We start from the raw sequence: 26,940 nt of genomic DNA, 5'->3' as shown, positions 1-26,940 counted from the left end.
TTAAGAACCAATATCGATCGAATTTACAAGAACAACTGATTAGACGGATCGATAGCCTTATCCTACTTTTTGATCTGAAATTAGAAAAAATTGGCCATCGAATAGCTGCTGATAAAATGATCGGGCGATTCAGATCCCTGCTTGCCCATTGGGCCCGTGGCATCCGGCGGCGGCTGGCTGGTGATACCTATCACCCGGAAGAGCATTACATGCGCGGTCCCGGGCCGAAGACGCGGGCCAAGTCCGCGAACCGTGCGGATACGGCCGGACCATGATGCACGGACCGCCGCGCGGCCAGAATTCCGCACCATCGCAACTGCCGCTTGCCGACACGCGAGCACCCGATGAGGGCGACGGCGTCGACACCTCGCCAAGCGTTTCCGACCGCATCGCCAAGACGACCTGTTACATGTGCGCCTGCCGCTGCGGCATCGACGTGCACGTCAAGGATGGCAAGGTCCGCTACATCAACGGCAACAAGGACCATCCGGTCAATCGCGGCGTGATCTGTGGCAAGGGCAGTTCCGGCATCATGCAGCACTACAGCCCGGCCCGGCTGAAGAAGCCGCTGCTCCGGAGCGGGCCACGGGGCTCGGGCGAGTTCCGGGAGATCGAGTGGGAAGAAGCCTTGTCGATCGCGACGGAGCGGCTCTCGGCCATTCGCCGGACCGACCCGAAAAAGCTCGCCTTCTTCACCGGGCGCGACCAGTCGCAATCCTTGACCGGCTGGTGGGCCAGCGAGTTCGGCACGCCGAATTTCGCCGCCCATGGCGGTTTCTGTTCGGTCAACATGGCGGCTGGTGGCCTCTACTCGATCGGCGGCTCGTTCTGGGAGTTCGGCGAGCCCGACTGGGACAACACCAAATACTTCATGCTGTTCGGCGTCGCCGAGGACCATGATTCCAACCCGATCAAGATAGGCCTCGGCAAGCTCAAGGCGCGCGGCGCCAAGGTTGTGTCGATCAATCCCTGCCGGACCGGCTACAACGCGATTGCCGACGACTGGATCGGCATCCGGCCCGGCACCGACGGCCTGTTCGTCTTCGCGCTGATCCATGAACTCATGAAAGCCGGGCGCGTCGACCTCGACTATCTCCTGCGCTACACCAATGCGCATATGCTGGTCATCCAGGAGACTGACGCCGCCGATGACGGACTGTTCTTGCGCGACGCCGACGGCAATCCGCTGGCCTGGGACAGGGTGGCGAAAACCTCCGTCAAGGCAATCGACCCGGAGGCGAAGCCGGCGCTGACCAGCAGCTTCGAAGTCGACGGCCGCCGCTGCGCGCCGGTGTTCCAGCTGATCGCCGACCGCTACCTCGATGAGAGCTATGCGCCGGATGCGGTCGCGGAGCGTTGCGGCATTCCCGCCGATACGATCCGCCGGATCGCCGCCGAACTTGCCCATGTCGCCTTCGAGCAGACGATCGAGCTGCCGGTGTCCTGGACTGATTGGGCAGGGCGCCGGCACCAGACGATCAAGGGGCGGCCCGTTTCCATGCATGCCATGCGCGGCATCTCCGCTCATACGAACGGCTTTCACACCTGCCGCGCCATCCACCTGCTGCAGGTGCTGCTCGGCACCGTGGATGTGCCGGGCGGATTTCGCTTCAAGCCGCCCTACCCCAAATCGGCGCCGCCGGGCCCGAAGCCCGCTGGCAAGATCGTCGAGCCGATGACGCCGCTCGACGGCATGCCGCTCGGTTTCGTCTGCGGGCCCGATGATCTGCTGGTCGACGAAGCGGGTACGCCGCTTCGCATCGACAAGGCCTATTCCTGGGACGCGCCGCTGGCCGCGCACGGCCTGATGCACACCGTCATCCGCAATGCGTGGGCCGGCGATCCCTACCCGATCGACACGCTGATGATGTACATGTCGAACATGGCCTGGAATTCCTCGATGAACACCATCGAGACGATTCGCATGCTGACCGACCAGGATGGAGCCGGCAACTACAAGATCCCGTTCCTCATCTATTCCGACGCCTATTATTCCGAAACCGTGCCGTTCGCCGACCTCGTGCTGCCCGACACCACTTATCTCGAGCGACATGACTGCATCAGCCTGCTCGACCGGCCGATCAGCCATGCCGACGGGCCGGGCGACGCCATCCGCCATCCCGTCGTCGCGCCGGACCGCGACGTCCGGCCATTCCAGTCGGTGCTGATTGAGCTCGGAGCGCGGCTTGGCCTGCCAGGCTTCGTCAATGACGACGGATCGGCCAGGTATGCGGACTATGCCGACTACATCATCAATCACGAGCGCACGCCTGGCGTCGGCCCACTCGCCGGCTGGCGCGGCAAGGATGGGACGTCGATCGGCAAGGGCGAGCCCAATCCGAGCCAATTGCAGCGCTACATCGACAATGGCGGCTTCTGGCATCACGACTTTGCGGACGACCAGCGCTACTACAAGATGGCCAACCGTTCCTATCTCGACTTCGCGGTCCAGATGGGTTTCATCACCGAGGCGGAGCCAATCGTCTTCCAGCTCTATTCCGAACCGCTGCAGCGCTTTCGGCTGGCCGCGCGCGGCCACGGGCGTGTGCAGCCCTCGGAGGCCGCCGAGCGACAGCGCATCGAGACCTACATGGATCCGCTGCCGTTCTGGTACATGCCGTTCGAGGAAGCAGTCGTCGATCTCGAAAAATATCCGCTGCACGCGCTGTCGCAGCGGCCCATGCACATGTATCACTCCTGGGGCTCGCAGAATGCGTGGCTACGGCAGATCACCAGCCAGAACCGGCTGTTCGTGCATCACCGGACCGGCGCCAGCCTCGGTCTCGTCGACGACGACTGGGTGTGGATCGAAAGCATCAATGGCAGGGTCAAAGGGCAGATCAAGCTGATCGACGGGGTGAACGAAAGCACGGTCTGGACCTGGAACGCCATCGGCAAAAGGCGCGGCAGTTGGGGGCTTAAGGACGATGCCGCCGAGAGCAATCGCGGCTTCCTGCTCAACCACATCATCGGCGACCAGACATCGGCTGACGCCAGTGGCAGACGCTATTCGAATTCCGATCCGGTGACCGGCCAGGCGGCCTGGTTCGATCTGCGCGTGCGCATCGCCAAATGCGCGGCGGAGGAAGCCGGTTTCACCGAGCCGCAATTCGAGCGTTTTCACCAGCCGCCGCATTTCGAGCCTTCGCCCGACACGCTCCGTTTCGGCGCCGAATTCCGCCACGAGAGAGAAGCCGCCGAATGACCTGCCTGCCCTCTCATACGGACAAACGGCTCGGCCTTGTCATCGATCTGGACACCTGCGTCGGCTGCCAGGCCTGCGTCACCGCTTGCAAGGAATGGAACACCGGTGGCCACATGGCGCCGCTGACCGACATCGACCCCTATGGCGGCCATGTCGACGGCGTCTGGTTCAACCGCGTGCATAGCTACGAGCACACCACCGAAATGGGCGGCCGCACGGTCAACTTCCCACGCTCCTGCCTGCATTGCGAGACGCCGGCCTGCGTAACCGTCTGCCCGACCGGTGCCTCCTACAAGCGGGCCTCGGACGGCATCGTGCTGGTCGACGAGGATAAGTGCATCGGCTGCAAATTGTGCAGCTGGGCCTGCCCTTACGGCGCGCGTGAGTTCGATACCGATGTCGGCGTGATGAAGAAATGCACGCTCTGCGTCGATCGCATCTACAACGACAATCTGGCAGAGCAGGACCGCGTGCCGGCCTGCGTCGCCGCCTGCCCGACCAGCGCCCGGCATTTCGGCGATCTCGGCGATCCCCAGTCGGCGGTTTCGCAGCTGGTAAGAGAACGCGGCGGTGTCGACCTGATGCCGGAACTCGGCTATCGCCCAACCAACAAATACCTGCCGCCGCGCGCCCACACAACGCGCGCTGCATCGGTGGCCGCTCCGGCCTTGGAGCCGGTACGGGCTGAGGGCGGGTTCCTTGGCTGGGTCGACCGCATGCTTTCGAACTAGCCTCGCCAGACCATGCATCCCGCCTTCTCCGTCGTCTTCTTCACCACCGCCACCGGCACCGGCTACGGCCTGCTCGCGCTGCTTGGCGTGCTGGCGTCGCTTGGGTTCATCCCGGACGATTTCTGGCTGGGCTTGGTCGGCCTGGGACTGGCGCTCGGACTGATTGTGGTCGGACTGTTGTCCTCAACCGGCCATCTCGGACGGCCGGAGCGGGCCTGGCGGGCCTTTTCGCAGTGGCGCAGCTCCTGGCTGTCGCGTGAAGGTGCTGCCTCCATGGCCACCTTCATCCCGGCAGGACTGTTCGGCATCGGCTGGGTCATTCTTGGCCGCCTCGACGGCTGGGTGGCGGCCGTCGGGCTTCTGGCCGCCACTGGCGCCATCGTTACGGTCTGTATGACAGGCATGATCTATGCCTCGTTGAAACCCATCGCCCAGTGGCACAGCCCCTACACCTTGCCCGGCTATCTCATCTTCTCGGCGATGAGCGGCAGCGTGCTTCTGAACGCGGTGCTGCAAGGCTTTGTCCCGGGCTCGAAAACCCTTCTGGCGTTTTCAGTGCTGCTCGTCCTGCTTGGCTGGATCTGGAAACTGGCAACCTGGCGCTACAACGACCGGCTGGAAATCGCGACCACCGCCAACACCGCGACGGGGCTTGCCGGCGGCACGGTGCGGACGTTGGAATGGCCGCATACCGAGGAAAATTACCTGCTCAAGGAAATGGGCTTTCGCATCGCGCGCAAGCACAGCGCGAAGCTGCGCCGGATAACGCAGGCACTGGCCTTCGCATTGCCCATCCTGTTGCTGGTCGCCGCCTTCGCCTTGCCCTGGCCTTTCGGCGCGGCGCTATCAGTGCTCGCCGCGATCGTCCAATTCGTCGGCATGCTGGTCGAACGTTGGCTGTTCTTCGCCGAAGCGAAGCACACGGTTACCTTGTACTACGGACGTTAAGCTCAGCCGGGGCGCAACATCGAACCGGAGATAGCGAAGATGCGGTCGGTGCCAAGCATGTACGCCATCAGCGATTCCAGGCGGAACAGCCCGGCATAGGCGCGGTCGAGCACGTTGAGCGAACCGGTATAGGCGCCGAAGGCGGGCATAATCATGCGGCCGCCATCGCCGGCGAAGCAGCGCCTGCGCACTGAGCGCCCGCGCTGCACGATGCGGGCGCAAGGGTGGAAATGGCCCGCGATCTCGCCTTCGACCCGCAGCTTCGACGGCTCATGCCGAAACAGCAGCGAGCCGATGGCCAATTCCCGCACCGTTTCGCCCGGCAGATCGGCGGGCGCTTCCGGATCATGGTTGCCGGCGACCCAGAACCATTGGCGACCTCGCATCAGCGCTTCCAGCCGCTCACGAAAGCTCGCATGCATGCGCTCAGCGCCGCCGCCGTCATGAAAGGAGTCGCCCAGGCTGATGACGATCGACGGCTGATAGTCTGATATGACGGCCTGCAGTCTGAGCAAGGTCGCGCCTGTGTCGTAAGGCGGGATCAGCGTGCCGCGCCTTGCCAGAGATGACCCGTTTTCCAGATGCAGGTCGGAGACCGCGAGCAGTTTTAGCTCTGGAAAATAGAGCACGCCGCGCGGATCGCAGACCGCACGCTCGCCGGCGATGCCGACAAGGTCGGCCTCGGCAATCAGCGATGCACGCGCCAGCGAAAAATTCATGCCTCGTTCATTCCCGGGCCCATGGCCTCCTCGACCAGTGTCGCCGCATCCATCAAAAGCGTTTCATCGGCTTCGCCGTTCACCGGCATTTTGCCAATCTCAAGCATGATCGGCACCGCGAGCGGCGAAATCTGCTCCAGATTCTTATGCATGATTCGACCCTGGATGCGCGAGAGCATGTCCGCAAGTCTACTGACATCCAGCAGACCGGCCGCCGCGTCCGCGCGCGTTGCCTGAAGCAGGATGTGGTCGGGCTCGTGGCTGCGCAGAACGTCATAGATCAGGTCGGTGGACACGGTGACCTGACGGCCGCTCTTCTCCTGGCCCGGATGCCGTTTTTCGATCAGCCCTGAAATCAGGGCGCAATTGCGGAAGGTGCGTTTGAGAAGCCAGCTGTCGGCCAGCCAGGCCTCCAGATCGTCGCCCAGCATGTCCTGGTCGAAAAGGGCGCCGAGAGACGGTTTGCGGGCTTTGAACATCGCGCCCATGTCGCCCAGCGACCATATGGCCAACGCATAGTCGGTGGCGACAAAGCCGAGCGGCCTGGCACCCGCCCGGTCGAGCCGACGGGTTAGCAGCATGCCGAGCGTCTGGTGCGCCAGCCTGCCCTCGAACGGATAGGCGACCAGATAGTAGCGGTTGCCGCGCGGAAAAGTCTCGATCAGCAGGTCGCCGCGTTTGGGCAGCACCGATTTGTCGGCCTGGTATCGCAGCCAGTCGGCCACCTGTTCGGGCAGTTGCTTCCAACGCTGCGGGTCGTCCAGCATGACGCGTACTTGTTCGGCGAGGTATGTCGAAAGCGGAAACTTGCCGCCGCCATAATAAGGCACCTTGGCATCGCTGCCGGGCGCGTTCGACACGAAACATTCGCTTTCGCGGATGCCTTCGAAACGAAGAACTTTGCCGGCAAACATGAAAGTATCGCCGTGGGTCAGCGTTTCGAGGAAGGCCTCCTCGATCTTGCCCAGAACCCGACCGCCGCGCGACGCCGAGCCCTTGCTGCCGGCCTGGACGTACCTCACATTGAGCGCAGGCACCTCGATAATGGTGCCGACATTCAGCCTGTATTGCTGGGCAACGCGCGGGTTGGAGACCCGCCATAATCCGTCCTTGTTCAGGCGGATGCGGGCGTAGCGCTCGTAGTTCTTCAGCGCATAGCCGCCGGTGGCAACGAAATCGATGACGCGGTCGAATGTCTGGCGATCAAGATCAGCGTAGGGCGCGGTCGTCCGGATCTCCTCGAACAGCGCATCGGCACTGAACGGCGCACCGCAGGCGCAGCCCAGCACATGCTGCGCCAGGACGTCGAGCCCGCCATTGACCAGCGGCGGCGTGTCCTGCGCCCCGAGATAGTTGGCGTCCAGCGCCGCCCGGCATTCCAGCACCTCGAAGCGGTTGGCCGGGATGAGGATCGCCTTCGAGGGTTCGTCCATGCGGTGATTGGCGCGGCCGATGCGCTGCGCCAGGCGGCTTGCTCCTTTCGGCGCGCCGACATGCACGACCAGGTCGACATCGCCCCAGTCGATGCCAAGGTCCAACGTCGAGGTGGCGACGATGGCGCGCAACGCATTCTCACCCATTGCCTTTTCGACGCGCCGGCGCTGTGCGACGTCGAGCGAGCCGTGGTGGAGCGCAATCGGCAACGTGTCTTCGTTGACGCGCCACAATTCCTGGAACAGCAGCTCCGCTTGGCTGCGCGTGTTGACGAATAGCAAGGTCGTCTTGTGGCGCTTGATTTCGCGGTAGATTTCCGGCGTAGCATAACGAGCCGAATGTCCGGCCCAGGGCACGTGCTCTTCCGAATCGAGGATCGATATTTCGGGCTTCGCACCGCCGGTGACGATGATCAATTCGGCCATTTCGCTGGGTGGGTTCTGGCTGACCAGCCAGCGCCGTAACTCATCCGGTTCGGCGACCGTCGCCGAAAGGCCGATCGTCTGCAGGCCAGGAACAAAGCTGCGCAGCCGCGCCAGGCCGAGTGCCAGGAGATGGCCCCGCTTGGAGGTTACCAGCGAATGCAGTTCGTCGAGCACGACATAGCGCAGATCCTCGAAGAAGCGCCTGGCATCGGGAGCCGCGACCAGCAGCGCCAGTTGCTCTGGCGTGGTGAGCAGGATGTCGGGCGGCACGAGTTTCTGCCGCTGGCGCTTGTGGGAAGGCGTGTCGCCGGTGCGCGTCTCGATAGTGACGGGCAGCCCGATCTCTTCCACCGGCTTGCCGAGATTGCGCTCGATGTCGACGGCCAGCGCCTTCAGCGGCGAAATGTAGAGCGTATGGATGCCGCGATGCGCGTGCCCTGGTTTTCGCCTCGGCCGGACGGCCAGTTCGGTCAGCGACGGCAGGAAGCCTGCCAGCGTCTTGCCGGCGCCGGTCGGTGCGATCAGCAGCACCGATTGCCCGGCTTGAGCCTTCGCCAACAATTCGATCTGATGGGCGCGCGGCGACCAGCCCTTCTCGCCGAACCATTTTACGAATGGCTCGGGCAGGGCGATCGCGGCAATCTGGTCTGCGAGGCGTGGCTGCTCTGTCACACGCCAGAGGTAGCGCGGCAGCGGCCAATCGCCAAGCAGAATCGGAACAAAAGGGGATCGCGCTATCTACTTCGCCATAAGAGATTGGCGAAATGTTCGGGGAAAGCACCCCTCGCCTCGTTTACGGGGAGAGGATGCCGGCAGGCAGGTGAGGGGCAGCGCCAACGGGTCCGAGGTTCGCGCCGCCCCTCATCCGCCCTTCGGCACCTTCTCCCTGTATAGTGACTGGGAGAAGGAAGGAAACCTACGGCCGCCGAAACCCTGTCGGGCCGCCATAGAGATAGCCGATGCGGGCGATGGCATCCTTCAGCCCTTCGCGCGAGACCAGCATGGTGTGGCCGTTGGCGTGGATCATGGTCTCGGCATCGGTCATGATGGCGACATGGCCTTTCCAGAAGACGAGGTCGCCCCGGCGCAATCCAGCATGGTGCGGACCCGGATCGAGCGGCTCGCCGATGCTTGCGGCCTGCATGTCTGAATCACGCAGCACATTGCTGCCGGTCATGCGCATCGACAGTTGCACCAGGCCCGAACAGTCGATGCCGAAGCTGGAAACACCACCCCAGAGATAAGGGGTGCCGATAAACGTCTCGGCAACCGCGACATAGTCGGGGGCGACTTCGGTGATCGGCCGCAGGTGTCCCGCGATGATCGTCTCGCCGGAGGGCAGGACGGCATAATGCGTGCCGCGCGTCTCGGCGGCACCGGTCACCGTCACCGTCGATCCCATCGACAATTGGCCCGCGACCGGAAAGCGCAGGTCCGGGCCGGGATAGAGGAAAGTGCGCGGGACTGAGACGATATGGGTGGGTGCATGGTCTCGTCCGCCCAGCATGGTTTGGGCGACATAGCCGACATAGCCGTCGCGTTCGGCCTGAATCCAGGCCCAGCCTTCGGCATCCTCAAAAACCAGCACATCGTCGCCAAAAAGGGCTTGCGTGTTGACGCCCGCGTCCGGGCGCGGCGCCTTGCGGATATCGGCCACAGGAACCGAAATCCGCACCGGCCGGCCGGCAACGAAGCGGTCGGCAACGACCTCTCCTTTCAGCCTTGCATCGGCGAGATCGGAACGGAAGGCGTGAAGGCGTGCATCGTGAGCGGTCAAAATCGGCAACCCTGTTGTATGGGCAATACGGTCAGATCGGCAGTTCCTGAGCCCTGGCGATGATACCATCGCCGAAGCGCTCGACAAAGAGCGCGCCCTCGACCGTGCGCTTGATCAGCACATTGCGCTTGTCGAGTTCGTCACGATGGCGCGACACCAGCTTCAGCGCCCCCATCGTGTCGAGCGCGCGCGTGATGACCGGCTTGGTGACGTTGAGGCGCGCGGCGAGCCCGCGCACCGTATGCGGCGGCGGATCGAGATAGATGGTGAACAGGATCGCCGTCTGGCGCATGGTCAGGTCGGGCGCGTCTTCGCGCACCTGCGACAGCATCACTTGCTGCCACAGTCGCAAGGCCTGGCTGGGGCGCATCGCAATCGACATCCGCCCAGCATGACGGCAAATTGTTTCGGTTCCGTTTCAGTTTCAGCAATTTGCCGGCTCTGCCCGTAGCCGCCGAATCAACCAAACCGTGCCGAGATGACCCGCTCGAGGGCGCGGATGCCTTGCGCCTCGCCGCCGGCGGGACCGTATGCACGATCGGCTGGGTTCCAGGCGAAGATGTCGAAATGCACCCAGTTCGCCGTCTTCTCGACAAAGCGCTTGAGGAACAACGCGGCCGTGATCGAACCGGCGAAACCGTCGGTGGTGACATTGTTGATGTCGGCGACCTTCGACGACAGTTTCGCATCGTAAGGTCGCCACAGCGGCATGCGCCACAATGGATCCTCGACGGCCAGCGATGCCGCCGCGAGCTCCGAGGCCAGCGCCTCGTCACCGGTATAGAAGGGCGGCAGGTCGGGGCCGAGCGCGACACGGGCGGCTCCGGTCAGCGTCGCCATGTCGACCAGGAGCTGCGGCTCTTCGTCGTCGGCCAGCGCCAGCGCGTCCCCCAGCACGAGCCTCCCTTCCGCGTCGGTGTTGCCGATCTCGACCGTGATGCCCTTGCGGCTCGCCAGCACGTCGCCCGGCCTGAAGGCATTGCCGGCGATCGAATTCTCGACCGCGGGGATCAGCACCCGAAGCCGCACGTTCAGCCCGGCAGCCATGATCATCGAGGCCAGCCCAAGGACATTGGCCGCACCGCCCATGTCCTTCTTCATCAGCAGCATGCCGGAGGACGGCTTGATATCGAGGCCGCCAGTGTCAAAACAGACGCCTTTACCAACCAGCGTCACCTTCGGCGCGCCCTGTTGCCCCCATGTCATGTCGATCAGACGCGGCGCGCCGGTCGAGGCACGGCCGACGGCATGGATCATCGGGAAATTCCGCGCGAGCAGGTCGTCGCCCTTGATGACCGAGACTTCGGCCTTGTGGGTCCCGGCCAGGGTCCGCACCGCCTTCTCCAAGTCGTCCGGTCCCATGTCGCTGGTCGGCGTGTTGACCAGGTCGCGCGTCAGGAAGACGCCGTCGGCGATGCGGCGCACGCGAGCCGCGTCGACACCGGCCGGCACGTCAAAGCGCAGCGCCTTGCCCGGTTTCTTGCCGTAGCGGGCAAAAACATAACCGCCGAGTGCCAACGCGATTGCCGCGAGTTCCGGCTCGGCGGGCGCCGAGGCGAAATGCCAGTCCCCCTCCGGCAGGGTCTTCGACAGCGCGCCGAGAGCGAGCGCGCCCTCTCCATCGCCAACACCGAACAAGGCGCCGGCAAGTGCGCCGTTTTCGCCGGGCACGGCCAGCGTCCTGCCTGCTTCACCCGAAAATCCATTGGCCCTGGCCCAGGCAATCGCGGATGGCGCAAGGCCCGCGGCTTCCAGGCCATCACGAGCGACCAGATGCACCGGCAACGCGCCATCCAGTTTCTTCTCGACGAGTTCAACAGGCATTCGATCTTCTCCCATGCCGAGCTCAGGTCCCGAGTCGGCGGTTTTTAACTCTCCGTTAGGGTTAACAGAATATTTCTGCGGGAGGGAAGATGGCCACGCGATGGCTACGCGTATGAATGGAGGCTTAGGTGCCGATGCCGACCAACCGCACAGTGAATGCAAGGGCAAAACGGCTTGTCACCACCGCCCTCATGCTGGCGCTCGCGGCGGGCGTCGCCGGTTGCGGAACCAGCAAGCTCACGACTGGCTCGATCAGCCGCACCAGTGGCAAGCCGCTGGAGTCCATGTCGGCTGGAGAATTGCATAATGCCACCGCCGCACTTGGCCAGTCCTACGCCAGAAACCCCAACGACAAGCGTATAGCGACCAACTTCGCGGCCGCGCTGCAGATGGACGGCGATGCCGACCAGTCGCTTGCCGTGATGCGCAAGCTGGCGATCGCCTACCCCAAGGACCGCGACGTGCTCGCCGCCTATGGCAAGGCGCTCGCCGCCAATGGTCAGTTCGAGGCGGCGCTCGACGCCGTGCGTCGCGCACAGACGCCCGAGTATCCCGACTGGAAGCTGGTGTCGGCGGAGGCGGCCATCCTCGATCAGACCGGCCAGAAGGACGAGGCGCGCCAGCTTTACCGCAAGGCCCTCGAACTCAAGCCGAACGAACCCTCGGTTCTCTCCAATCTCGGCATGTCCTACGTGCTGGAAGGGGATCTGCGCACCGCCGAGACCTATATGCGTTCGGCCGCCCAGCAGCCTAATGCCGACAGCCGTGTGCGCCAAAACCTGGCGTTGGTCGTGGGCCTGCAAGGCCGTTTCGACGAAGCCGAGAAGATCGCCTCGCAGGAACTCTCGCCCGAACAGGCGCAGGCCAATGTCGCCTATCTCAGGCAGATGCTGGCCCAGCAGAATGCCTGGAGCCAGCTCAAGGATCAGGACAAGGCGAAAGCCGCGACCAACTAGATCTAGAATTGCTCAACGATTCATCGTTTTCACGGAAACGCCGAGCCGCCTCATCTCTTTATTTTGCGAATTTGCGCAAGTCCCATGACGACAAGGCGGCGCTGCAAGTACGCGGCGGCCAATCACCGAACCATGCTGGACAGGAAGATCGCCGCGCTGCACGCCGCGCGGCCATCGTCCTGTCCGAGCGGATACGTCACTGGCTACTGGACTTGTGCTGATCGCCGAAGATGCCGCGCTGGCTGACCTGGATGCCGGCAGGGCCAAGAATAATGGCGAAAAGCACCGGCAGGAAGAACAGGATCATCGGCACGGTGAGCTTGGGCGGCAAGGCCGCGGCCTTTTTCTCGGCGGCGTTCATGCGCATGTCGCGGCTTTCAGCGGCAAGCACGCGCAGCGCGTGCGCCACCGGCGTGCCGTAGCGCTCGGCCTGGACGAGCGCCTGCGACACAGACTTGACCGATTCCAGGCCGGTCCGGCTTGCGAGATTCTCGTAGGCCTGCTTGCGTTCCTGCAGGTAGGAAAGCTCGGCGTTGGTCAGGATGAACTCTTCCGCCAGCGGCACCGACTGCGCGCCGATCTCGTCGGCCACCTTGCGCAGCGCTGCTTCCACCGACATGCCTGATTCCACGCAGATCAGCATAAGGTCGAGCGCATCAGGCCATGCCAACTGGATCGACTGCTTGCGCTTGGTGGCGCGGTTGTTGACGTAGAGCACTGGTGTGTAGAAGCCGCCATAGGCAACGAGCACGCAGACGAACAGCCGGACCACCAATGGCTTGTCCGGCAATCCCCCGAGTATGAACATGTAGACCAGAGCCAGCGCGAAGCCGACAAAAGGGAGCACGAGACGGAAGAAAAGAAACCGCGTCAGCGGATTCTGCCCACGAAAGCCGGCGACCTTGAGCTTCTGCAAGGTGCTTTCGTCGGCCAAAGCGCGCCGCAAATCGAGCCGGTCGACAATGTTGCGCATGCCGATCGACTGTTGCTCGCGCAGGCCCTTGCGGCGGCGATCGGCCTCGCTCGCAAGCCGCGCGCGCTGCTTGGCGCGAAGCTCATCGCGCTCCAGCGCCACCGATTTCATACGCGCCTTGAGCTGGTTTCCGCCCAAGGCCGGCAGCAGCGTAAACACGGTCGCGAACACAGCGATGCCGACCAGCAGCGCGATCAGAAGGCTGGGATCCGTCAGTGACTTGACGACTTGTTCGCTCATGCCGCGGCCCTAGACTTCAAAATTCATCATCTTGCGCATCACGAAGATGCCAATCGACATCCAGACGCCTGAAACGCCGAGGATCAGATTGCCAATGCTGGTGGTGAACAGCGGCATCAGGTAGTTGGGGCTGGAGAGATAGACGAGAAAGGAGACGATGAAAGGCAGTGCGCCGATGATCGCGGCGGAAGCCTTCGCCTCCATGGACAGCGCCTGGACCTTGGCCTTCATTTTCTTGCGATCGCGCAGCACGCGCGAAAGATTGCCCAGAGCTTCGGAGAGATTGCCGCCGGCCTGTGACTGTATCTGGATCACGATGCCGAAGAAACCCGCCTCGGTGCATGGCATGGTTTCGGGCATGCGCAAGGTCGCATCGGGGATCGACAGGCCCATCTGCTGTGAATCGACGATACGGCGAAACTCTGCCTTCACAGGCTCGGGGGATTCGTTGGCGATCAGGCGTATGGCATCGTTCAGCGGCAGGCCCGACTTGACCGCGCGCACGATGATGTCGAGCGCGTTCGGAAATTCGTTGAGGAATGCCTTGACCCGGCGCGCACGGCGAAACGAGACGAACCAACGCGGCAGGCCGAACGCACCAGCCATCAGCACACCGGGCAGGACCAGCAGCGGCGCTCCAAGCATGAAAGCGACAATAGTCAGCGCGAGGCCGCATATCACGGAATAGATATAGAAACGCTCGACCGTAACCTTCATCCCGGCCTGCCGAATCTGTACTTTGAGCGGCGGCTTCTTGACGGCGTTGTCCTTGAATTTTTGCTTCTCGTCGAGCTCCTTCAGCGAATCCTGCACGGATTTACGGCGCTTGGCCGCATCCGTCGCGCGGTCGCGCGTGGCCTTGACGATGGAGCGGTCGGTCTCGGCGGCCTTGATCGTTTCCAGCCGCTTGCCGGCCTGTTTCTCGTTGCTGATCCGTTTGAACAGGAATGCATAGGCGACCGCGCCGGCGCTGAAGCCGGCGAGCACGACAAACGCCAATACGGTGCCGTCAATTCCAAACATCGACCAGAACCTTCACGCCTGCGGATGCGTCAGTCAGCACGTTTCTCCATCGCCTCGAGCGCATTGGCGAGACGCTGCTCCTCGCCGTAATATCGCGCCCGATCCCAGAAATGCGGGCGGCCGATGCCGGTCGAGACGTGCTCGCCCAGCAGCCTGCCGTTGGCGTCCTCGCCCTTGATGTTGTAGAGAACGATGTCCTGGGTGATGATGACGTCGCCTTCCATGCCGATCACTTCGGTGATGTGGGTGATGCGCCGCGACCCATCGCGCAGACGCGCCGCCTGGATGATCACGTCGATCGAGCCGACGACGATTTCGCGCACGGTTTTCTGCGGCAGCGAATAACCGCCCATGGCGATCATGGATTCGATACGGTTCAGGCATTCGCGCGGGCTGTTCGAGTGGATCGTTCCCATCGAGCCGTCATGACCGGTGTTCATGGCCTGCAGCAGGTCGAACACTTCGGGTCCGCGCACTTCGCCGACGATGATGCGCTCCGGCCGCATGCGCAGGCAGTTCTTGACCAGGTCGCGCATCGTCACCTCGCCCTCGCCTTCGAGATTGGGCGGACGGGTTTCCAGGCGCACGACATGCGGCTGCTGGAGTTGCAGTTCGGCCGAGTCCTCGCAGGTGATGACGCGCTCCTCGCGGTCGATGTAGTTGGTCAGGCAGTTGAGCAGTGTCGTCTTGCCGGAGCCGGTGCCGCCCGAAATGACGATGTTGCAGCGGACGCGGCCGATGATCTTGAGAACTTCGGCGCCTTGCGGCGAAATGGCACCGAACTTCACCAGCTGATCGAGCGTCAGCTTGTCTTTCTTGAATTTGCGGATTGTGAGCGCGGTGCCATCGATGGCAAGCGGCGGTGCGATGACATTGACGCGGGAGCCGTCGGGAAGACGGGCGTCGCAGATCGGGCTGGATTCATCGACACGGCGGCCGACCTGGCTGACGATGCGCTGGCAGATGTTGAGAAGCTGCTGGTTGTCGCGAAAGCGGATGCTGGTCTGTTCGACCTTGCCATTGACTTCGATGTAGACGTTCTTGGACCCGTTGACCATGATGTCGGCGATGTCGTCGCGGGCGAGCAGCGGCTCGAGCGGCCCATAGCCAAGCACGTCGTTGCAGATGTCCTCGAGCAGTTCCTCCTGCTCGGCGATCGACATCGCGAAATTCTTGATCGCGATGATGTCGTTGACGATGTCGCGGATTTCCTCGCGCGCGCTTTCGGGGTCGAGCTTGGCGAGCTGCGACAGGTCGATCGTGTCGATGAGGGCCGAGAAAACCTGGCTCTTGGTGTCGTAGTAGGTTTCGCTCTTTTCGCGCGGGCCTCGCTTCTGCTCTGGCGCGATGGGCGGCGCATCGACCGCCCGGCGGGCCGGCGGCGCGACAGGGGCGCTCGGCGGAGGCGCCGCCGCGGGCCGGGCAAGCACCGCCGTGTCCGCCGAACCCGCGGCCGCCGGCGTGACCGGCGCCGGTGCCGGCTGGCGGAATTCCGGCTTGAACCGGTTGCCGTCGTCGTTGCCTCTTTTACCAAACATGATCGACTACCGGTCCCAAAAGCGTCACTTCTTGTTGCGCGAGAGCTTGCCGAGGAGGCTACCGAGGCCAGCCTTCTTTTTCGTCCTGATTTCGCTGCGCCCTGTCAGCACATGGGCAATTTCGTTGATGGTGGCGACGACCTGGTTCTTGGCATCCATCTCGCCGAGCATACGCCCGTTGTTGGCTGCATTGCCGAACAGCACCGGATCGAAGCCGATGACCGACATCGGCGTGAGGCCGAGCGGCTCGGCGAAATCGGACGGCGAAATCTCCGGACGCTTGGGAACACCGGCCTGATTGATGATCAGCTTCGGCGGAGGGTCGTTGGGGCGCAGCCGCTTGAGCATGTCGAGCAGGTTCTTGGTGTTGCGCAGATTGGCCAGTTCCGGCGTCGCCGTGATGACGATCTCGTCGGCCTTGACCAGCGTGTTCTTGGCCCAGCCCGTCCAGACATGGGGAACGTCCAGCACCAGGAGCGGCACGCTGCGGAGCGCGGTATCGACAAGCTGAGCAAAGGCATCGGGGTCGAAGTCGTAGACGCGTTCCAGCGTCGAGGGCGCCGCGAGCAGCGACAGGTGTTCGGCGCACTGGGTCAGCAGCCTGTCCAGATAGACCTCATCGATGCGTTCGGGCGAGAACACCGCTTCGGCGATGCCCTGTGCCGGATCCTGATCGAAATTGATGTTGGCCGTGCCGAAGGCGAGGTCGAGGTCGGCAACGACGACCTCGGATTTGAACAGCGAAGACATTGCCCAGGCCACGTTATGGGCGATCGTGGACGAGCCGACGCCACCCTTGGCGCCGACAAAGGCAATCGAGCGGCCGAGCGGCTCGGCCTCCGGATCGACGAAGATCGACGAGACGACACTGACGATATCGGCCATCGACACCGGAGCGATGACATATTCCGAGATGCCGGACCGGATGAGCTCACGATAGAGACCGACGTCGTTGTAATGACCGATCACCACCACTTTCGAGGTCGGGTCGCAGTATTCCGAAAGCTGGGCGAGCTGTTCCAGCAGTTGCTTGGGTTCGCTGCGCGACTCCAGCAGGATCAGGTTCGGCGTGGGCGCCGACTGATAGAATTCGATGGCGGTGGGAATGCCGCCCATATGGACCTTGAGATGTGCCTTGGCCATGCGGCGATCCTCGCCGGCACGCTCGACCGGATTGGCAACGCCCTCCGTCTCGCAGAATGCCTGGATCGAAATGCGCGGAACCGGCCGCAACGCCTGCATCGCGGCGATGTCCTGCGGCGAGGTATCGCCGCCGTCCACGGTGGCGTCATAGGCAAGGTTGCTCATGGTCATGCTCTTTCCGTGGCCCGTTCTTTCGCTGGCTTCTTTTTCCCGAGGGCGGCTCAGTAGGTCACTTCCGAATTGCCGAGGAATTCACCCGAAATGCCCCTGTTGCGATAAACGTCGATCACCGCGCCACGATTTTCCGCGTCGATTGTGGTCTGCTTGCGCGGACCAATCAGGTCGGCCGGGTTGGCCATCTGAGCGGCGAGATTGTTCTGGTAGGAGCAACCGAAGTCGGCGTAGTGCTTGTTTTCCGACGTCTCGACCAGGTCATCGGGCCAGCGTCCGCATTTGTCGGTCTGGGCTTTTACCGAGATATAGGCGACGCGAACCGGAGCGGATATTTCGCTCGATCCGGCCTGGTAGGCGACCACGACGATCCGGTTGCGCTTGACGCCACTGGCGATCGCGAGCCTGGCGAAATCACGACCGGCCGCCGTCGCGGCAACCTCGTTGGCCGATCCGCGGGGAATCTGGATCGTCAGCGTCGGTGCGGCACTCTTGTCATAGCCGTCGAGGAAACCCAGAAGCGTATCGCGCTGCGAACCGGTCATGCCGCGGTCGCCAGCGCCGACGGGAAGGTCGATCTTTTGATTCTTCTCCGCGATGACGATCGGATGGTTGGTGCGATAGTCATCCGGAATGGCACCGACAGTGACGCTGTCGCGCTGGGCGCAACCGGCCAGCAAGGCCGTCGCCGCAACTGCCAGGAACGGGAGGACCCGCAGGCGCGAACGGCTGGTGCTCGTCGTCTTGGTGGTCGTTGTCTTCAACGCTGACTGAGACATGTCCGCTTCCTCATTCACTTGTAGATGAAGCCGACAACGCCGTGATAGCGGCCGTTGGGCCTGTCGGTCTGCATGGTGCCGTAGACGCGATTGACCTTGCCAAGGAACATAGCGGCACCATCGCTGGCCGCGTTGAAATTGTCGTCCGGCTTGGCGAGCTCGTTGCGTGCAACCGGCCGTGCCAGATAGGGCGTGATGATGATGACGAGCTCGGTCTCGTTGCGCACGAAGTCCCTGCTGCGGAAAAGCGCGCCGAGCACCGGGATCTTTGTCAGTCCAGGCAACCCAGTGACGGCTTGCCTGACGTCGTCGCGAACCAGGCCGGCGATCATCATGGAGCCGCCCGAGGGCAGTTCAACGGTCGTATCCGCAAGACGCTTGCGCAGTGACAAGGCATTCATGCCGATACTCCTATTGTCCGTGGATGACGATACGGACCCCTCGGTTGTCGGTTCGGAAACCGAGGTTCTGACTTTCAGGCTTATGCGACCGGGCGACAGAACCACCGGCTGGAACTCCAGGCCGATGCCATACTCGATCTTATCGACGGTATAGGTCTTCAGACCGGTCTGATTGTCGGTGGATACGTTGGCGCTGACCCCGCTCACCATGTTGTATTCGCCGCCGACCTTGAAGGTCGCCTTCTCCCCGGACACGGCGGTCAAGGTCGGCTCGGCCAGGGTCTTCATGACCCCGGACTGCTCCATCGCGTTGATATAGGCTTGCAGCCCCGACGTGCTGATATTGAAGCCCGCGTTTGATAGCGGCTTGCCGAGACCAGCGAAAGGATCACTGAGCGCGCCGTAGCTGATGCCGTTGCTGCCGCCGCTGCCGACCATATTGACGCCGAGCTGCTTCATCACGGACCGGCTCACTTCGGCGACCGTCACCTTCAGCGTGACCTGGTCGTCACCGATGATCTGCAAGAGATTGACGATCTTCGAGGTACGGCGCTCCTGGTCCGGGTTGTTGATGTCGACACCGCTCTGGGCCGAGCCGCCGGCCGCGGTCTGCGAATACTGTCCTGTCGTCGCTTCACCGCCCGAGACGAAGATCGTCGCCAGGTCGACCGCCCGTTTGGCGTCCAGCGGCGTGTCGACCGTCCCGGTCAAGATGACGTTGTCATTCAGCAATTCCACCTTGATGGCCGAAGTCGGAAGGAAGCGCTTGATGTAGTCCTCCAGCCCGGCGACGTCGCGTTCGACCGCCAGGTCCAGGCTGGCGATCTGTTCGCCATTCGGACCGAAGACGAAGATGTTGGTCTCGCCGACCGCCTTGCCGAACAGGTAGATCCGCCTCGCGGTCCGGGTTACGGCATCGGCAACTGTCGGGTTGGCGACAAGGATGTCATAGGCATCGCTCGGCAGGTCGATGACGACCGATTTGTTGAGGCCAAGCTTCACGCGCTGGGCGGCCGTCGTAGCCGATACCCGCGTACTCTTCGCCTCGACGACGCCCTGAACATTCATTCCGACGAGCAGCAGGCCGAATGCCGCGGCTATGATTGCCGGGAGTTTACCGCTTAGCCTCATTTCCTTGCCCCTACTTCGGAAACTTCACCCGACTTGATCAGCCTCACTGTTCCTCTGCGGCCATTGCCAGAAACGAGATAGTCGGCCTCGCCCGGATTCTTCTCCTGGGTGTCCGTGATCGACCGCAACGCCAGGGTCAGGCGATCGGCCATCTGCTGGGCAACGGTGATGATTTCCGCCTGCCGGGGGGTCAGCTCCAGCGTGGCGGTCTGGCCCACCCTGGTCTTCTTGCCTTCTTCGTCCTCCTGGATGGTCTGGTCGATTGCCAGGACGCGGATGTTCTTGAGGATGGTTTCGGTGTTGAAACCGGTGCTGCCGCTGCTGGCATCCGCTTTGCGGGTCATGATCACGTCGACGAAATCGTTTGGAAGGATGAAGCCGCCAGCCGAAGTGTCAGCCGATATGGTCGTGGCGACCGCCCGCATCCCGGAAGGCAGGATCGACGACATGAAGCTCTGCCCCTCGCCGATCAGCTTGGAACGCCGCACGGGCTCGCCCGCGTACATCGTCACGCGGGCTATCGACCCTTTCAGTTTCTCGAGGGCGTCGGGGGCGGTGGCCTTGGTGATGAAATTGGCGTTGATGCCGTCAGCCGGCCAGGATTGCCAGGTGATATTGTTCCCGAGCGCGCTGCCCATCGCGACATCGCCCGACAGCACAAGCACATCCTGCAGAGGTACGGCAGGGGCCTTGGGACCGGATTCGACGACGATCTGGGGCGGCGGCGCAGCGACCATGTTTTTCGCGACATAACCAGCGCCACCCGCCGCGGCCACCGCCACGCTTAGAATAATCAGTCGGGATGCTGGCATTTTGTCCGAACCTCGCCTTGGCAAACCTAGCCAAGCCGGACTTTGCAGCGGCAATCGTCAAAACAAGGTTAATGTAATGCTTACGATCGTGATTAATTTAAGGTTTACATAAATTAGATGGATTGCGTCGCCTTGCGTGCAAGTATCGGCCGGTTTCCTTCAAAGCCAGGTCGGACAACGCGGTAGGGAATGGGGAAATTAGATCGTGTTCAGCCGGCCAGCCTTGCCAGCGCCCACACCATCAAAGGCGAATCCGGATAGGTCAGCAATCCGCCCAGGCCGAGCGCGATCCCATAAGGAACCCCCGCTGACTCTTCCGCGAAGTGGCGCAGGAATGGATTGCGGCCGGTAAATACCGCCAGCGGCGACTTCCGGTAAAGTAGGATGGCGAGCGTCAAGAGGCCGCCAATGAATGTCGAGACGACAAGGTATTCAACGAGATGCACGTTGAGCCCCATCCACACGGCCGTAGCGGCGAGCAGTTTGGCGTCTCCTCCACCCATGCCACCCATCGCGAACAAACCGAACGTCACGGCCAGAACCAAGGCCCCGGCGGCGAAATGCCAACCAAAGGCTGCCCATTCCATGCCCGTCAGCGGCGCAACCAGCGCGAAGACGACGACAAGCAGCACCGGCACGCGATTGGCGATCGTCATCGACAGCATGTCGGAGATCGCGGCAAACAGCATGCAGAACGGAAATACGACGAAGATCAGGGCTTCAAGCATCGGCGCTATGCCTATTGTCCAGGGGCTCAATCTAGAATGGATCGATTAACGATTGATGAGGCCTGCAATTGACGAGGCCCGCAATGCAAACACGACCGTCGTCAGCCGCGACATGAACACGCAACGCAAAACAGGGGCCACCACTTGGCGGCCCCTGTCCAGAACACGATCTGAACGTTCAGCAATAAGCCGATCAGCTGCCGCTGGAGTTCAGGGTGGTTCCGATCGAGGTGAACTTGGCGTTGATGGCATTGCCGAGCGCGCCAGCGCCGGTGATGATGGCGAGTGCGATGAGAGCGGCGATCAGACCATATTCGATAGCGGTCGCGCCGGATTCGTCCTTCACGAAACGTGCAATGAGATTAGACATTCGAGAGCTCCTACTCCACGTGTTACAGCACTTCCGTCAACTTCTGTGATGGTTGATCGGATGCTGCCAATCTAGGGAGAAGCTCTTTCGATCGGCTTAATAAACAGCCTTACCGATTCCTTTCCCGGATCGAACATAGTGCGTGGTTAACTCCGCACTAAGCGCCGGCTAAAGCACCATTTCCCAGGCCAACGCCGCAGAAGGCAAGGGCTTGGCGAAGCTCGCGGCCCGGCGCCTGGACCTGGCCACGCGAGCAGCGATGCCGACCGCGACAACGGTCGGCGGCGGTCGACTTAACCGTTGGTTCACCAATCTCGTTCATGTTCCGTTGAACAGTCCGCCTGCGTGGAGCGCCATAATGGCCTTGCCGAGACCTTCAATCCTGATTGCCGTGCTCCTTGCGACCGCGAGTTTGATCACGCCGGCCAGGGCCGGCGCCGGTATCGAGGTCACCATGAACCAGGCCAAGATCGTCAAATTGTCGCGCCCCGCCGACACGGTCGTCGTCGGCAACCCGGCAATCGCCGATGCCTCCGTCCAGGACGCCTCCACGATCGTGCTCACAGGCAAGGGTTTCGGCGTCACCAATCTCGTCGTGCTCGACCAGGAAGGTAGCCCGATCGTCGACGCGCAGGTTACCGTCGTGCGGCAGGCAGCCTCGTCTGTCCGCATTTATCGACGTGCCGAGGTCCAGACCATGTCTTGCACGCCCTATTGCGAAAGCTCCTACAAGAGCGAGGCGGAAAAATCCTCCGAGGCTGAAATGAGCGTCAGCAAATAGGCTGCGCGGCAGACCGGCGGCCGGGTTACCGCCCGGTTAAGACGCCCGCGCCGACTTTAATGATCATTCAAACCGGACCTCAATCGGTTTGCGTTAGTACCCCTGTCGCGACCGTCCAGGGATGGCAGGAACAGGTATGGGCAAGGCAATCGGTTCGACGGATCAACGCAAGACGGCGCGCGCCCGGCCTTTCAGGCGCTTCGTTCGCGACCGGCGCGGCAGCACTGCCCTGGAATTCGCGCTGCTTGCATTGCCTTTCGCTCTCCTGGTGTTCGCCATCCTCGAGAGCTGCATCTCATTCGCCGGGCAGGAGGTGATGGCCAACATCACCGACGATGTTGCCCGCCAGCTGCGCACCGGCCAGTTGCGGCCGGCCGATGTCGCCGGGAACAATTTGACGACCCTGATCTGCAACAAACTGGAAATCATCGTCTCCACGGATTGCCCACAACAGCTGCTCGTAGATCTTCGCCAGTATTCGACTTTCGCCGACGCGGCCCAGGCTGGCTTCAAGATCCAGAACGGTGATGTCGTGCTGATGCAAGGCACCAGTTCCCAGACATTCGTGAACTCCCCGGGGCCGGCGGAATCGAAGAACATGCTGCGGGTCTTCTACAAATGGCCTGTCATGACCGATCTGATGGCCAAGTCGATGGCCAATCTGAGTGGCGGCAGGACGCTGCATTTTGCGTCGGTGACCTGGCAGAACGAGCCGTTCAATTGAGTTCGGAAGCACCGACAAGAAAAAGGGCAATGGTATGATGCGTGCGGGGGCACATCTGGAAACTGCAGGGATCTGGAGCAAGACGGTTGGGTTCTGGTGCAATCGCCGCGGCGTGGCGGCGGTCGAGTTTGCCCTGATCGTGCCTATCCTGCTGATCCTGTATTTCATGACCATGGAGGCTTCGCAGGCTATCGAGACCAGCAAGAAGGTCAGCCGTATCGGCAGCATGGTGGCCGATCTCGTCACGCAACAGCCGACCATCGTGAAGGCGGATCTCGACGCCATCATGCAAATCGGCACGTCGACCATTCAGCCCTACAACCGCTCGACGCCAAACATCACCATCACCGCAATCCAGGTCACCACCGACACGCCGCCCAAAGTGCTGGTGGCGTGGTCACGCAAGGTGGCCAACGGCGTCAACAGCGTCGGCGCCGCAGCAGGCTCGGCCGCAACGGTTCCGACAACGCTCAACGTGGCCGGTACCTTCCTGATCCGCGTCGACAGCACACTGGGCTACCAGCCGATCATCAGCTGGACCGCGGACACTCAACAGAAGCTTGGATTGACCGCCGCCCTCGCCAACGGCATATCGATGGGCGAGACTTACTATCTGCGCCCCCGCAGAAGCCTGACGATCCCTTGCAGCGACTGCTAGAGCAATTCCAGGGACATCACGCGATGTGCCTTTCGTCCGAAATTGCATAAAAACAAGGGCTTGGAGCGGCTCAGCGATTCCATCAGACACTGAACCGCTGGGGCTTTTACCGCTGCCCACCATCGGGCGAGACCATCCGCACGATGGCTTCCGCCGTCGCATAATCCTTTGGAGCCACGGTCAAAAAACCACCAGAGTGCTTCGTTTCCAGGAGATCGTAGACATCCGGCGTCGTCGATTTGAGGTTGGTGAGGAACACGGTCAGCCGCCGCTTGGCTTCCGGGTCGAGATCGCTGCGCACGGTGTGGGGACCGTATCTCAGCAGGGCCCGATATCCACACGACCTGGAGAGCGGATGCCGAAAGGCCGGCCGCCTCAAGCCTTGCCCGCGTGCCACCAGATAGTTGCGGCTGGCCATCGGCCGCGGCCCTGACCCAGCCGAACATGGCGTCGGCCTTGCCGTCGACGAGTATCATTTCCGCCGCCGACGCTGAATCCGCGTGGATCAGAAACGGTGCATCTTCGGCAACCTTGACATGCTCGGCGGCCAGCCCTGCCAGCGGCAAAAACGAGCCCCCGACACTGTCAGGCGGCGGCATGACGATCCGATGGGTCTCCATATCAGCCAGGCCAGGCAGCTTGCCATCCCTGGTCAGCAACACGGAGCGGATGCCCGCCGCACCGTCGGAATCGACCGGAGCCACGAGCGGCTCGACGCATGCGCAGCGTTGCTGCGCAGTGGCATAGGCGGTCGCCGAATAGATGGCGTATTCGATCCGGGCATTGGCCTGCGCCTCGATCAGCGAGGCATAGTCGCGGGCAACGACGAACTCCACCTTCATGCCCAACGCATTGGTAAAGGCTTGCGTCAACTGCGCCAGACCCGGAACGGTGTTGCCGCCATTAGGCTCGGCGACAATGCCGATGCGAAACGTGCCGATATCATCGCGCCAGTCGGCCCGCGCCTGCCCGCACCACAACATGCCGTGCACGACCATGAGGGTAGCCCAGGTCCTCAGCGCAGCCTTCATGGCAAGACTGCCCCGCGTTCTGTTTGATTGACGACCCGTGCCCGCAGCGCCGCGACATTCATCTCTTGTATCGGTGCCATCTCTCGTATCGGTGCATGTCGTCACCCCAAAACCGCCGCACACTTTTGGGCGACATGCACTCTTGCTGTCCATGTCGTTCCCCCAAAACCGCTGCGCACTGTTGGGCGACATGCACCGGATTATCGCGCCAAGCCGTTGCCGTTCGGTTTCCGATTTGCCAATGCCGCCGTGGAACCCTATGTCTGGTCGTCCACACTGGCAACAATGATCCGATGGCGCGCGCTTTCCTCTTCGTCCTGGATTCTTTCGGCATTGGCGGCGCGGCCGACGCCGAGCGCTATGGCGACGCCGGCGCCAACACCCTCGCGCACATCGCCGAAGCTTGCGCGGAAGGCCGCGCCGATCGTGAAGGGCTTCGTCAGGGCCCGTTGTTTGTTCCCAACATGGCATCGCTCGGGCTTGGCAAGGCGGCCGAGACGGCGACAGGACTGGGTTTTGCCCATTTCGGAACGGATGTGCTCGCCAATGCCTTCCATGGCGCGGCGCAAGAGGTTTCGAGCGGCAAGGACACCCCTTCCGGTCACTGGGAGGTCGCGGGCCTGCCGGTCCGCTTCGACTGGGGCTATTTCCCGGATACCGTTCCCGCCTTCCCCGCCGATCTGACCGAGGCGATGATCCGCGAGGGCAAGGTGCCTGGCATTCTCGGCAACTGCCATGCGCCGGGCACCGAGATCATCGAGCGGTTCGGCGAGGAGCACATCCGCACCGGCAAGCCGATCTGCTACACGTCGATCGATTCGGTCCTGCAGGTCGCCGCGCATGAAGTCCATTTCGGGCTGGAGCGGCTTTATGAATTCTGTCAGGTGGTGCGCCGACTGGTTGACCCATTGAGGATCGGCCGCGTGATCGCACGGCCGTTCGTCGGCGAGACGACCACAACCTTCGCTCGAACCTACAACCGTCACGACTACGCCGTGCCGCCGCCGGAGCCGACACTGCTCGATAGATTGACGGCGCGGGGAAGCCGCGTCATCGCCGTCGGCAAGATCGGCGACATCTTCGCCCATTGCGGGATTTCGGAAGTGCGCAAGGCCGCCGGCAACATGGCCATGTTCGACAAGGCTCTGGGCGCAATGGACGACGCCGGCGACGGCGATCTCGTCTTCGCCAATTTCGTCGATTTCGACACCGAGTTCGGCCATCGCCGCGATGTCGCCGGCTATGCCGCCGCGCTCGAGGCCTTCGACCTGCGGCTGCCGGAGGCATTCGCAAGGCTGCGGCAAGGCGACCTTCTCATCCTGACGGCCGATCACGGCAACGATCCGACCTGGCGGGGCACCGACCACACGCGCGAACGCATTCCCGTGATCGGCACCGGGCCGGATCTGAAAGGCGGCGACATAGGGCTGAGGGCAACCTTCGCCGATATCGGCGAGACCGTCGCCGAACATCTCGGACTGGCGCGCGGCCCCCACGGCACTTCTTTCCACGCGACGATTGGCGGCCATGCCTGAATTGCCCGAAGTCGAGACGGTCCGGCGCGGCCTGCAGCCGGTTCTCGAAGGCGCCCATCTGGCCCAGGTCGAGGCGCGGCGGCCGGATCTCCGGTTTCCGTTTCCCGAACGGTTCTCGGAACGGCTGGCTGGCCGAACGATTACCGCGCTCGGCCGCCGGGCGAAGTACCTGACCATGCATATGCAGGATGGTCCGGTGCTGATCTGCCATCTCGGCATGTCGGGCTCCTTTCGTATCGAGACCGACGACGACAGCGAGATGCCGGGCGTGTTCCACCACGAACGCTCGAAAAGCACGGTGCACGACCATGTCGTCTTCCACGTCGAATCGGCCGTCGGCACTCGGTCACGAGTGATCTTCAACGACCCGCGCCGCTTCGGTTTCATGTTGTTTTCAGAAGGGCTGCCGGAGACGCATCCCATGCTGGCCGGACTGGGCGTCGAGCCCACGGGCAATGCGCTGGACGGCGTGCTGCTCGCCTCGCTGCTGAAAGGCCGCAGATCGCCGCTCAAGGCAGCGCTTCTCGACCAGAGGCTGATCGCGGGGCTTGGCAATATTTATGTCTCGGAGGCGCTGTGGCGTGCCGGCCTGTCGCCCCTGCGCGAGGCGGGCACCATCGCCAAGCCCGGCAAGAAGGCGAAGGAACAGAGCGAACGTCTCGCCGGGGCGATCCGCTCGGTCATATCAGACGCCATCGCCGCCGGCGGGTCATCGCTGCGTGACTATGTGCACGCCGACGGGTCGCTGGGCTATTTCCAGCACTCCTTCGCCGTTTACGACCGCGAGGGAGAGCCTTGCCCCAAGCCTGGCTGCGGCGGCCACATCGAGCGCATCGTGCAGAGCGGACGCTCGACCTTCTATTGCCGGACGTGTCAGAGCTGA

General features: G+C 62.7%; 23 protein-coding genes and 1 pseudogene. 9 read left to right on the top strand and 15 right to left on the bottom strand.

The window, feature by feature from the left end; all coding sequences use genetic code 11:
* The first annotated feature begins 271 nt into the window (after positions 1–271).
* Genes FJ938_RS04285 through FJ938_RS04275 form a run of 3 tightly spaced genes read left to right on the top strand, consistent with a single transcriptional unit; the run spans position 272 to position 4,884 of the window.
* Positions 272–3,205 (top strand): molybdopterin oxidoreductase family protein, encoded by a 2,934-nt coding sequence (locus FJ938_RS04285; RefSeq protein ID WP_181168999.1) that lies wholly within the window; start codon positions 272–274, stop codon positions 3,203–3,205.
* Positions 3,202–3,936: a 4Fe-4S dicluster domain-containing protein gene (locus tag FJ938_RS04280; RefSeq protein WP_140691401.1), complete on the top strand. Its 735-nt coding sequence runs from the start codon at positions 3,202–3,204 to the stop codon at positions 3,934–3,936. The genes FJ938_RS04285 and FJ938_RS04280 overlap by 4 nt, the downstream gene beginning before the upstream one ends.
* A 12-nt stretch (positions 3,937–3,948) precedes the next feature.
* Positions 3,949–4,884: a DmsC/YnfH family molybdoenzyme membrane anchor subunit gene (locus tag FJ938_RS04275; protein WP_140691398.1), complete on the top strand. Its 936-nt coding sequence runs from the start codon at positions 3,949–3,951 to the stop codon at positions 4,882–4,884.
* A gap of 2 nt (positions 4,885–4,886) precedes the next feature.
* On the opposite strand, the gene pdeM is transcribed toward FJ938_RS04275, so the two are convergent.
* The 5 genes from pdeM to FJ938_RS04250 all read right to left on the bottom strand — a co-directional run bounded on the left by pdeM (position 4,887) and on the right by FJ938_RS04250 (position 11,063).
* Entirely contained in the window at positions 4,887–5,603 is a 717-nt protein-coding gene (gene pdeM, locus FJ938_RS04270; RefSeq protein WP_140691395.1) for a ligase-associated DNA damage response endonuclease PdeM, read from the bottom strand.
* Positions 5,600–8,134 carry a ligase-associated DNA damage response DEXH box helicase gene (locus FJ938_RS04265; RefSeq protein ID WP_140691393.1) on the bottom strand — a complete coding sequence of 845 codons (2,535 nt, stop codon included), beginning with the start codon at positions 8,132–8,134 and terminating at the stop codon, positions 5,600–5,602. Before FJ938_RS04265 ends, pdeM begins: the two co-directional genes overlap by 4 nt.
* A gap of 244 nt (positions 8,135–8,378) precedes the next feature.
* The gene (locus FJ938_RS04260; protein ID WP_140691390.1) at positions 8,379–9,239 is read right to left on the bottom strand and encodes an NlpC/P60 family protein; all 861 of its coding nucleotides are present in this window, start codon (positions 9,237–9,239) and stop codon (positions 8,379–8,381) included.
* A gap of 31 nt (positions 9,240–9,270) precedes the next feature.
* Entirely contained in the window at positions 9,271–9,621 is a 351-nt protein-coding gene (locus tag FJ938_RS04255; RefSeq protein WP_140607698.1) for a MarR family winged helix-turn-helix transcriptional regulator, read from the bottom strand.
* Positions 9,622–9,698: 77 nt separating this feature from the next.
* Positions 9,699–11,063 (bottom strand): M17 family metallopeptidase, encoded by a 1,365-nt coding sequence (locus tag FJ938_RS04250; protein ID WP_140691387.1) that lies wholly within the window; start codon positions 11,061–11,063, stop codon positions 9,699–9,701.
* A gap of 134 nt (positions 11,064–11,197) precedes the next feature.
* Between FJ938_RS04250 and FJ938_RS04245 the strand changes: the two genes are divergently transcribed.
* Positions 11,198–12,019 carry a tetratricopeptide repeat protein gene (locus tag FJ938_RS04245; protein ID WP_140607845.1) on the top strand — a complete coding sequence of 274 codons (822 nt, stop codon included), beginning with the start codon at positions 11,198–11,200 and terminating at the stop codon, positions 12,017–12,019.
* Positions 12,020–12,215: 196 nt separating this feature from the next.
* Here FJ938_RS04245 and FJ938_RS04240 read toward each other — a convergent pair whose 3' ends face one another.
* The 9 genes from FJ938_RS04240 to FJ938_RS04200 form a co-directional block, all read right to left on the bottom strand.
* Positions 12,216–13,232, bottom strand: a complete 1,017-nt coding sequence (locus FJ938_RS04240; protein WP_140607700.1) for a type II secretion system F family protein — start codon at positions 13,230–13,232, stop codon at positions 12,216–12,218.
* A gap of 9 nt (positions 13,233–13,241) precedes the next feature.
* Positions 13,242–14,255: a type II secretion system F family protein gene (locus FJ938_RS04235; RefSeq protein ID WP_140691385.1), complete on the bottom strand. Its 1,014-nt coding sequence runs from the start codon at positions 14,253–14,255 to the stop codon at positions 13,242–13,244.
* Between the two features lie 29 nt (positions 14,256–14,284).
* Positions 14,285–15,793: a CpaF family protein gene (locus tag FJ938_RS04230; RefSeq protein ID WP_140607702.1), complete on the bottom strand. Its 1,509-nt coding sequence runs from the start codon at positions 15,791–15,793 to the stop codon at positions 14,285–14,287.
* Between the two features lie 24 nt (positions 15,794–15,817).
* Positions 15,818–17,107 carry a CpaE family protein gene (locus FJ938_RS04225; protein ID WP_140607703.1) on the bottom strand — a complete coding sequence of 430 codons (1,290 nt, stop codon included), beginning with the start codon at positions 17,105–17,107 and terminating at the stop codon, positions 15,818–15,820.
* Between the two features lie 50 nt (positions 17,108–17,157).
* Positions 17,158–17,886 carry a CpaD family pilus assembly protein gene (locus FJ938_RS04220; RefSeq protein ID WP_140607704.1) on the bottom strand — a complete coding sequence of 243 codons (729 nt, stop codon included), beginning with the start codon at positions 17,884–17,886 and terminating at the stop codon, positions 17,158–17,160.
* A 14-nt stretch (positions 17,887–17,900) separates the two neighbouring features.
* On the bottom strand, positions 17,901–19,418 hold the full coding sequence (locus tag FJ938_RS04215; protein ID WP_140607705.1) for a type II and III secretion system protein family protein: 1,518 nt from the start codon (positions 19,416–19,418) through the stop codon (positions 17,901–17,903).
* Positions 19,415–20,230 carry a Flp pilus assembly protein CpaB gene (gene cpaB / locus FJ938_RS04210; RefSeq protein WP_140607706.1) on the bottom strand — a complete coding sequence of 272 codons (816 nt, stop codon included), beginning with the start codon at positions 20,228–20,230 and terminating at the stop codon, positions 19,415–19,417. The genes FJ938_RS04215 and cpaB overlap by 4 nt, the downstream gene beginning before the upstream one ends.
* A gap of 209 nt (positions 20,231–20,439) precedes the next feature.
* Positions 20,440–20,958 carry a prepilin peptidase gene (locus tag FJ938_RS04205; RefSeq protein WP_140607707.1) on the bottom strand — a complete coding sequence of 173 codons (519 nt, stop codon included), beginning with the start codon at positions 20,956–20,958 and terminating at the stop codon, positions 20,440–20,442.
* 193 nt (positions 20,959–21,151) lie between these two features.
* Positions 21,152–21,328 carry a Flp family type IVb pilin gene (locus FJ938_RS04200; RefSeq protein WP_140607708.1) on the bottom strand — a complete coding sequence of 59 codons (177 nt, stop codon included), beginning with the start codon at positions 21,326–21,328 and terminating at the stop codon, positions 21,152–21,154.
* A 358-nt stretch (positions 21,329–21,686) separates the two neighbouring features.
* Between FJ938_RS04200 and FJ938_RS04195 the strand changes: the two genes are divergently transcribed.
* The 3 genes from FJ938_RS04195 to FJ938_RS04185 all read left to right on the top strand — a co-directional run bounded on the left by FJ938_RS04195 (position 21,687) and on the right by FJ938_RS04185 (position 23,491).
* Complete coding sequence (locus FJ938_RS04195) at positions 21,687–22,109, top strand: pilus assembly protein N-terminal domain-containing protein (RefSeq protein ID WP_140607709.1); 423 nt, start codon at positions 21,687–21,689, stop codon at positions 22,107–22,109.
* A 136-nt stretch (positions 22,110–22,245) separates the two neighbouring features.
* Positions 22,246–22,833 (top strand): TadE/TadG family type IV pilus assembly protein, encoded by a 588-nt coding sequence (locus tag FJ938_RS04190; protein WP_140607710.1) that lies wholly within the window; start codon positions 22,246–22,248, stop codon positions 22,831–22,833.
* Positions 22,834–22,867: 34 nt separating this feature from the next.
* Complete coding sequence (locus tag FJ938_RS04185) at positions 22,868–23,491, top strand: TadE/TadG family type IV pilus assembly protein (RefSeq protein WP_140691382.1); 624 nt, start codon at positions 22,868–22,870, stop codon at positions 23,489–23,491.
* Positions 23,492–23,597: 106 nt separating this feature from the next.
* Here the strand turns inward: FJ938_RS04185 and FJ938_RS04180 are convergent.
* A pseudogene (locus tag FJ938_RS04180) lies at positions 23,598–24,522 on the bottom strand (phosphate/phosphite/phosphonate ABC transporter substrate-binding protein).
* A 293-nt stretch (positions 24,523–24,815) separates the two neighbouring features.
* Here FJ938_RS04180 and FJ938_RS04175 point away from each other — a divergent pair.
* A complete protein-coding gene (locus FJ938_RS04175) occupies positions 24,816–26,057 on the top strand; it encodes a phosphopentomutase (RefSeq protein WP_140691379.1) in 1,242 nt (413 codons plus the stop codon).
* Positions 26,050–26,940: a bifunctional DNA-formamidopyrimidine glycosylase/DNA-(apurinic or apyrimidinic site) lyase gene (gene mutM / locus FJ938_RS04170; RefSeq protein WP_140691376.1), complete on the top strand. Its 891-nt coding sequence runs from the start codon at positions 26,050–26,052 to the stop codon at positions 26,938–26,940. Before FJ938_RS04175 ends, mutM begins: the two co-directional genes overlap by 8 nt.

The organism is Mesorhizobium sp. B2-4-14, assembly GCF_006442155.1.
Classification (GTDB): Bacteria; Pseudomonadota; Alphaproteobacteria; order Rhizobiales; family Rhizobiaceae; genus Mesorhizobium.
The sequence above is the reverse complement of the archived record's forward strand: the minus strand, read 5'-3'. Positions and strand labels throughout refer to the sequence as shown.

Coding starts and splice junctions, on each gene's coding strand:
- FJ938_RS04285 (WP_181168999.1), top strand. CDS start 272: ATGATGCACGGACCGCCGCGCGGCCAGAATTCCGCACCATCGCAACTG.
- FJ938_RS04280 (WP_140691401.1), top strand. CDS start 3,202: ATGACCTGCCTGCCCTCTCATACGGACAAACGGCTCGGCCTTGTCATC.
- FJ938_RS04275 (WP_140691398.1), top strand. CDS start 3,949: ATGCATCCCGCCTTCTCCGTCGTCTTCTTCACCACCGCCACCGGCACC.
- pdeM (WP_140691395.1), bottom strand. CDS start 5,603: ATGAATTTTTCGCTGGCGCGTGCATCGCTGATTGCCGAGGCCGACCTT.
- FJ938_RS04255 (WP_140607698.1), bottom strand. CDS start 9,621: ATGTCGATTGCGATGCGCCCCAGCCAGGCCTTGCGACTGTGGCAGCAA.
- FJ938_RS04250 (WP_140691387.1), bottom strand. CDS start 11,063: ATGCCTGTTGAACTCGTCGAGAAGAAACTGGATGGCGCGTTGCCGGTG.
- FJ938_RS04245 (WP_140607845.1), top strand. CDS start 11,198: ATGCCGACCAACCGCACAGTGAATGCAAGGGCAAAACGGCTTGTCACC.
- FJ938_RS04240 (WP_140607700.1), bottom strand. CDS start 13,232: ATGAGCGAACAAGTCGTCAAGTCACTGACGGATCCCAGCCTTCTGATC.
- FJ938_RS04235 (WP_140691385.1), bottom strand. CDS start 14,255: ATGTTTGGAATTGACGGCACCGTATTGGCGTTTGTCGTGCTCGCCGGC.
- FJ938_RS04230 (WP_140607702.1), bottom strand. CDS start 15,793: ATGTTTGGTAAAAGAGGCAACGACGACGGCAACCGGTTCAAGCCGGAA.
- FJ938_RS04225 (WP_140607703.1), bottom strand. CDS start 17,107: ATGACCATGAGCAACCTTGCCTATGACGCCACCGTGGACGGCGGCGAT.
- FJ938_RS04220 (WP_140607704.1), bottom strand. CDS start 17,886: ATGTCTCAGTCAGCGTTGAAGACAACGACCACCAAGACGACGAGCACC.
- FJ938_RS04215 (WP_140607705.1), bottom strand. CDS start 19,418: ATGAGGCTAAGCGGTAAACTCCCGGCAATCATAGCCGCGGCATTCGGC.
- cpaB (WP_140607706.1), bottom strand. CDS start 20,230: ATGCCAGCATCCCGACTGATTATTCTAAGCGTGGCGGTGGCCGCGGCG.
- FJ938_RS04205 (WP_140607707.1), bottom strand. CDS start 20,958: ATGCTTGAAGCCCTGATCTTCGTCGTATTTCCGTTCTGCATGCTGTTT.
- FJ938_RS04200 (WP_140607708.1), bottom strand. CDS start 21,328: ATGTCTAATCTCATTGCACGTTTCGTGAAGGACGAATCCGGCGCGACC.
- FJ938_RS04195 (WP_140607709.1), top strand. CDS start 21,687: ATGGCCTTGCCGAGACCTTCAATCCTGATTGCCGTGCTCCTTGCGACC.
- FJ938_RS04190 (WP_140607710.1), top strand. CDS start 22,246: ATGGGCAAGGCAATCGGTTCGACGGATCAACGCAAGACGGCGCGCGCC.
- FJ938_RS04185 (WP_140691382.1), top strand. CDS start 22,868: ATGATGCGTGCGGGGGCACATCTGGAAACTGCAGGGATCTGGAGCAAG.
- FJ938_RS04175 (WP_140691379.1), top strand. CDS start 24,816: ATGGCGCGCGCTTTCCTCTTCGTCCTGGATTCTTTCGGCATTGGCGGC.
- mutM (WP_140691376.1), top strand. CDS start 26,050: ATGCCTGAATTGCCCGAAGTCGAGACGGTCCGGCGCGGCCTGCAGCCG.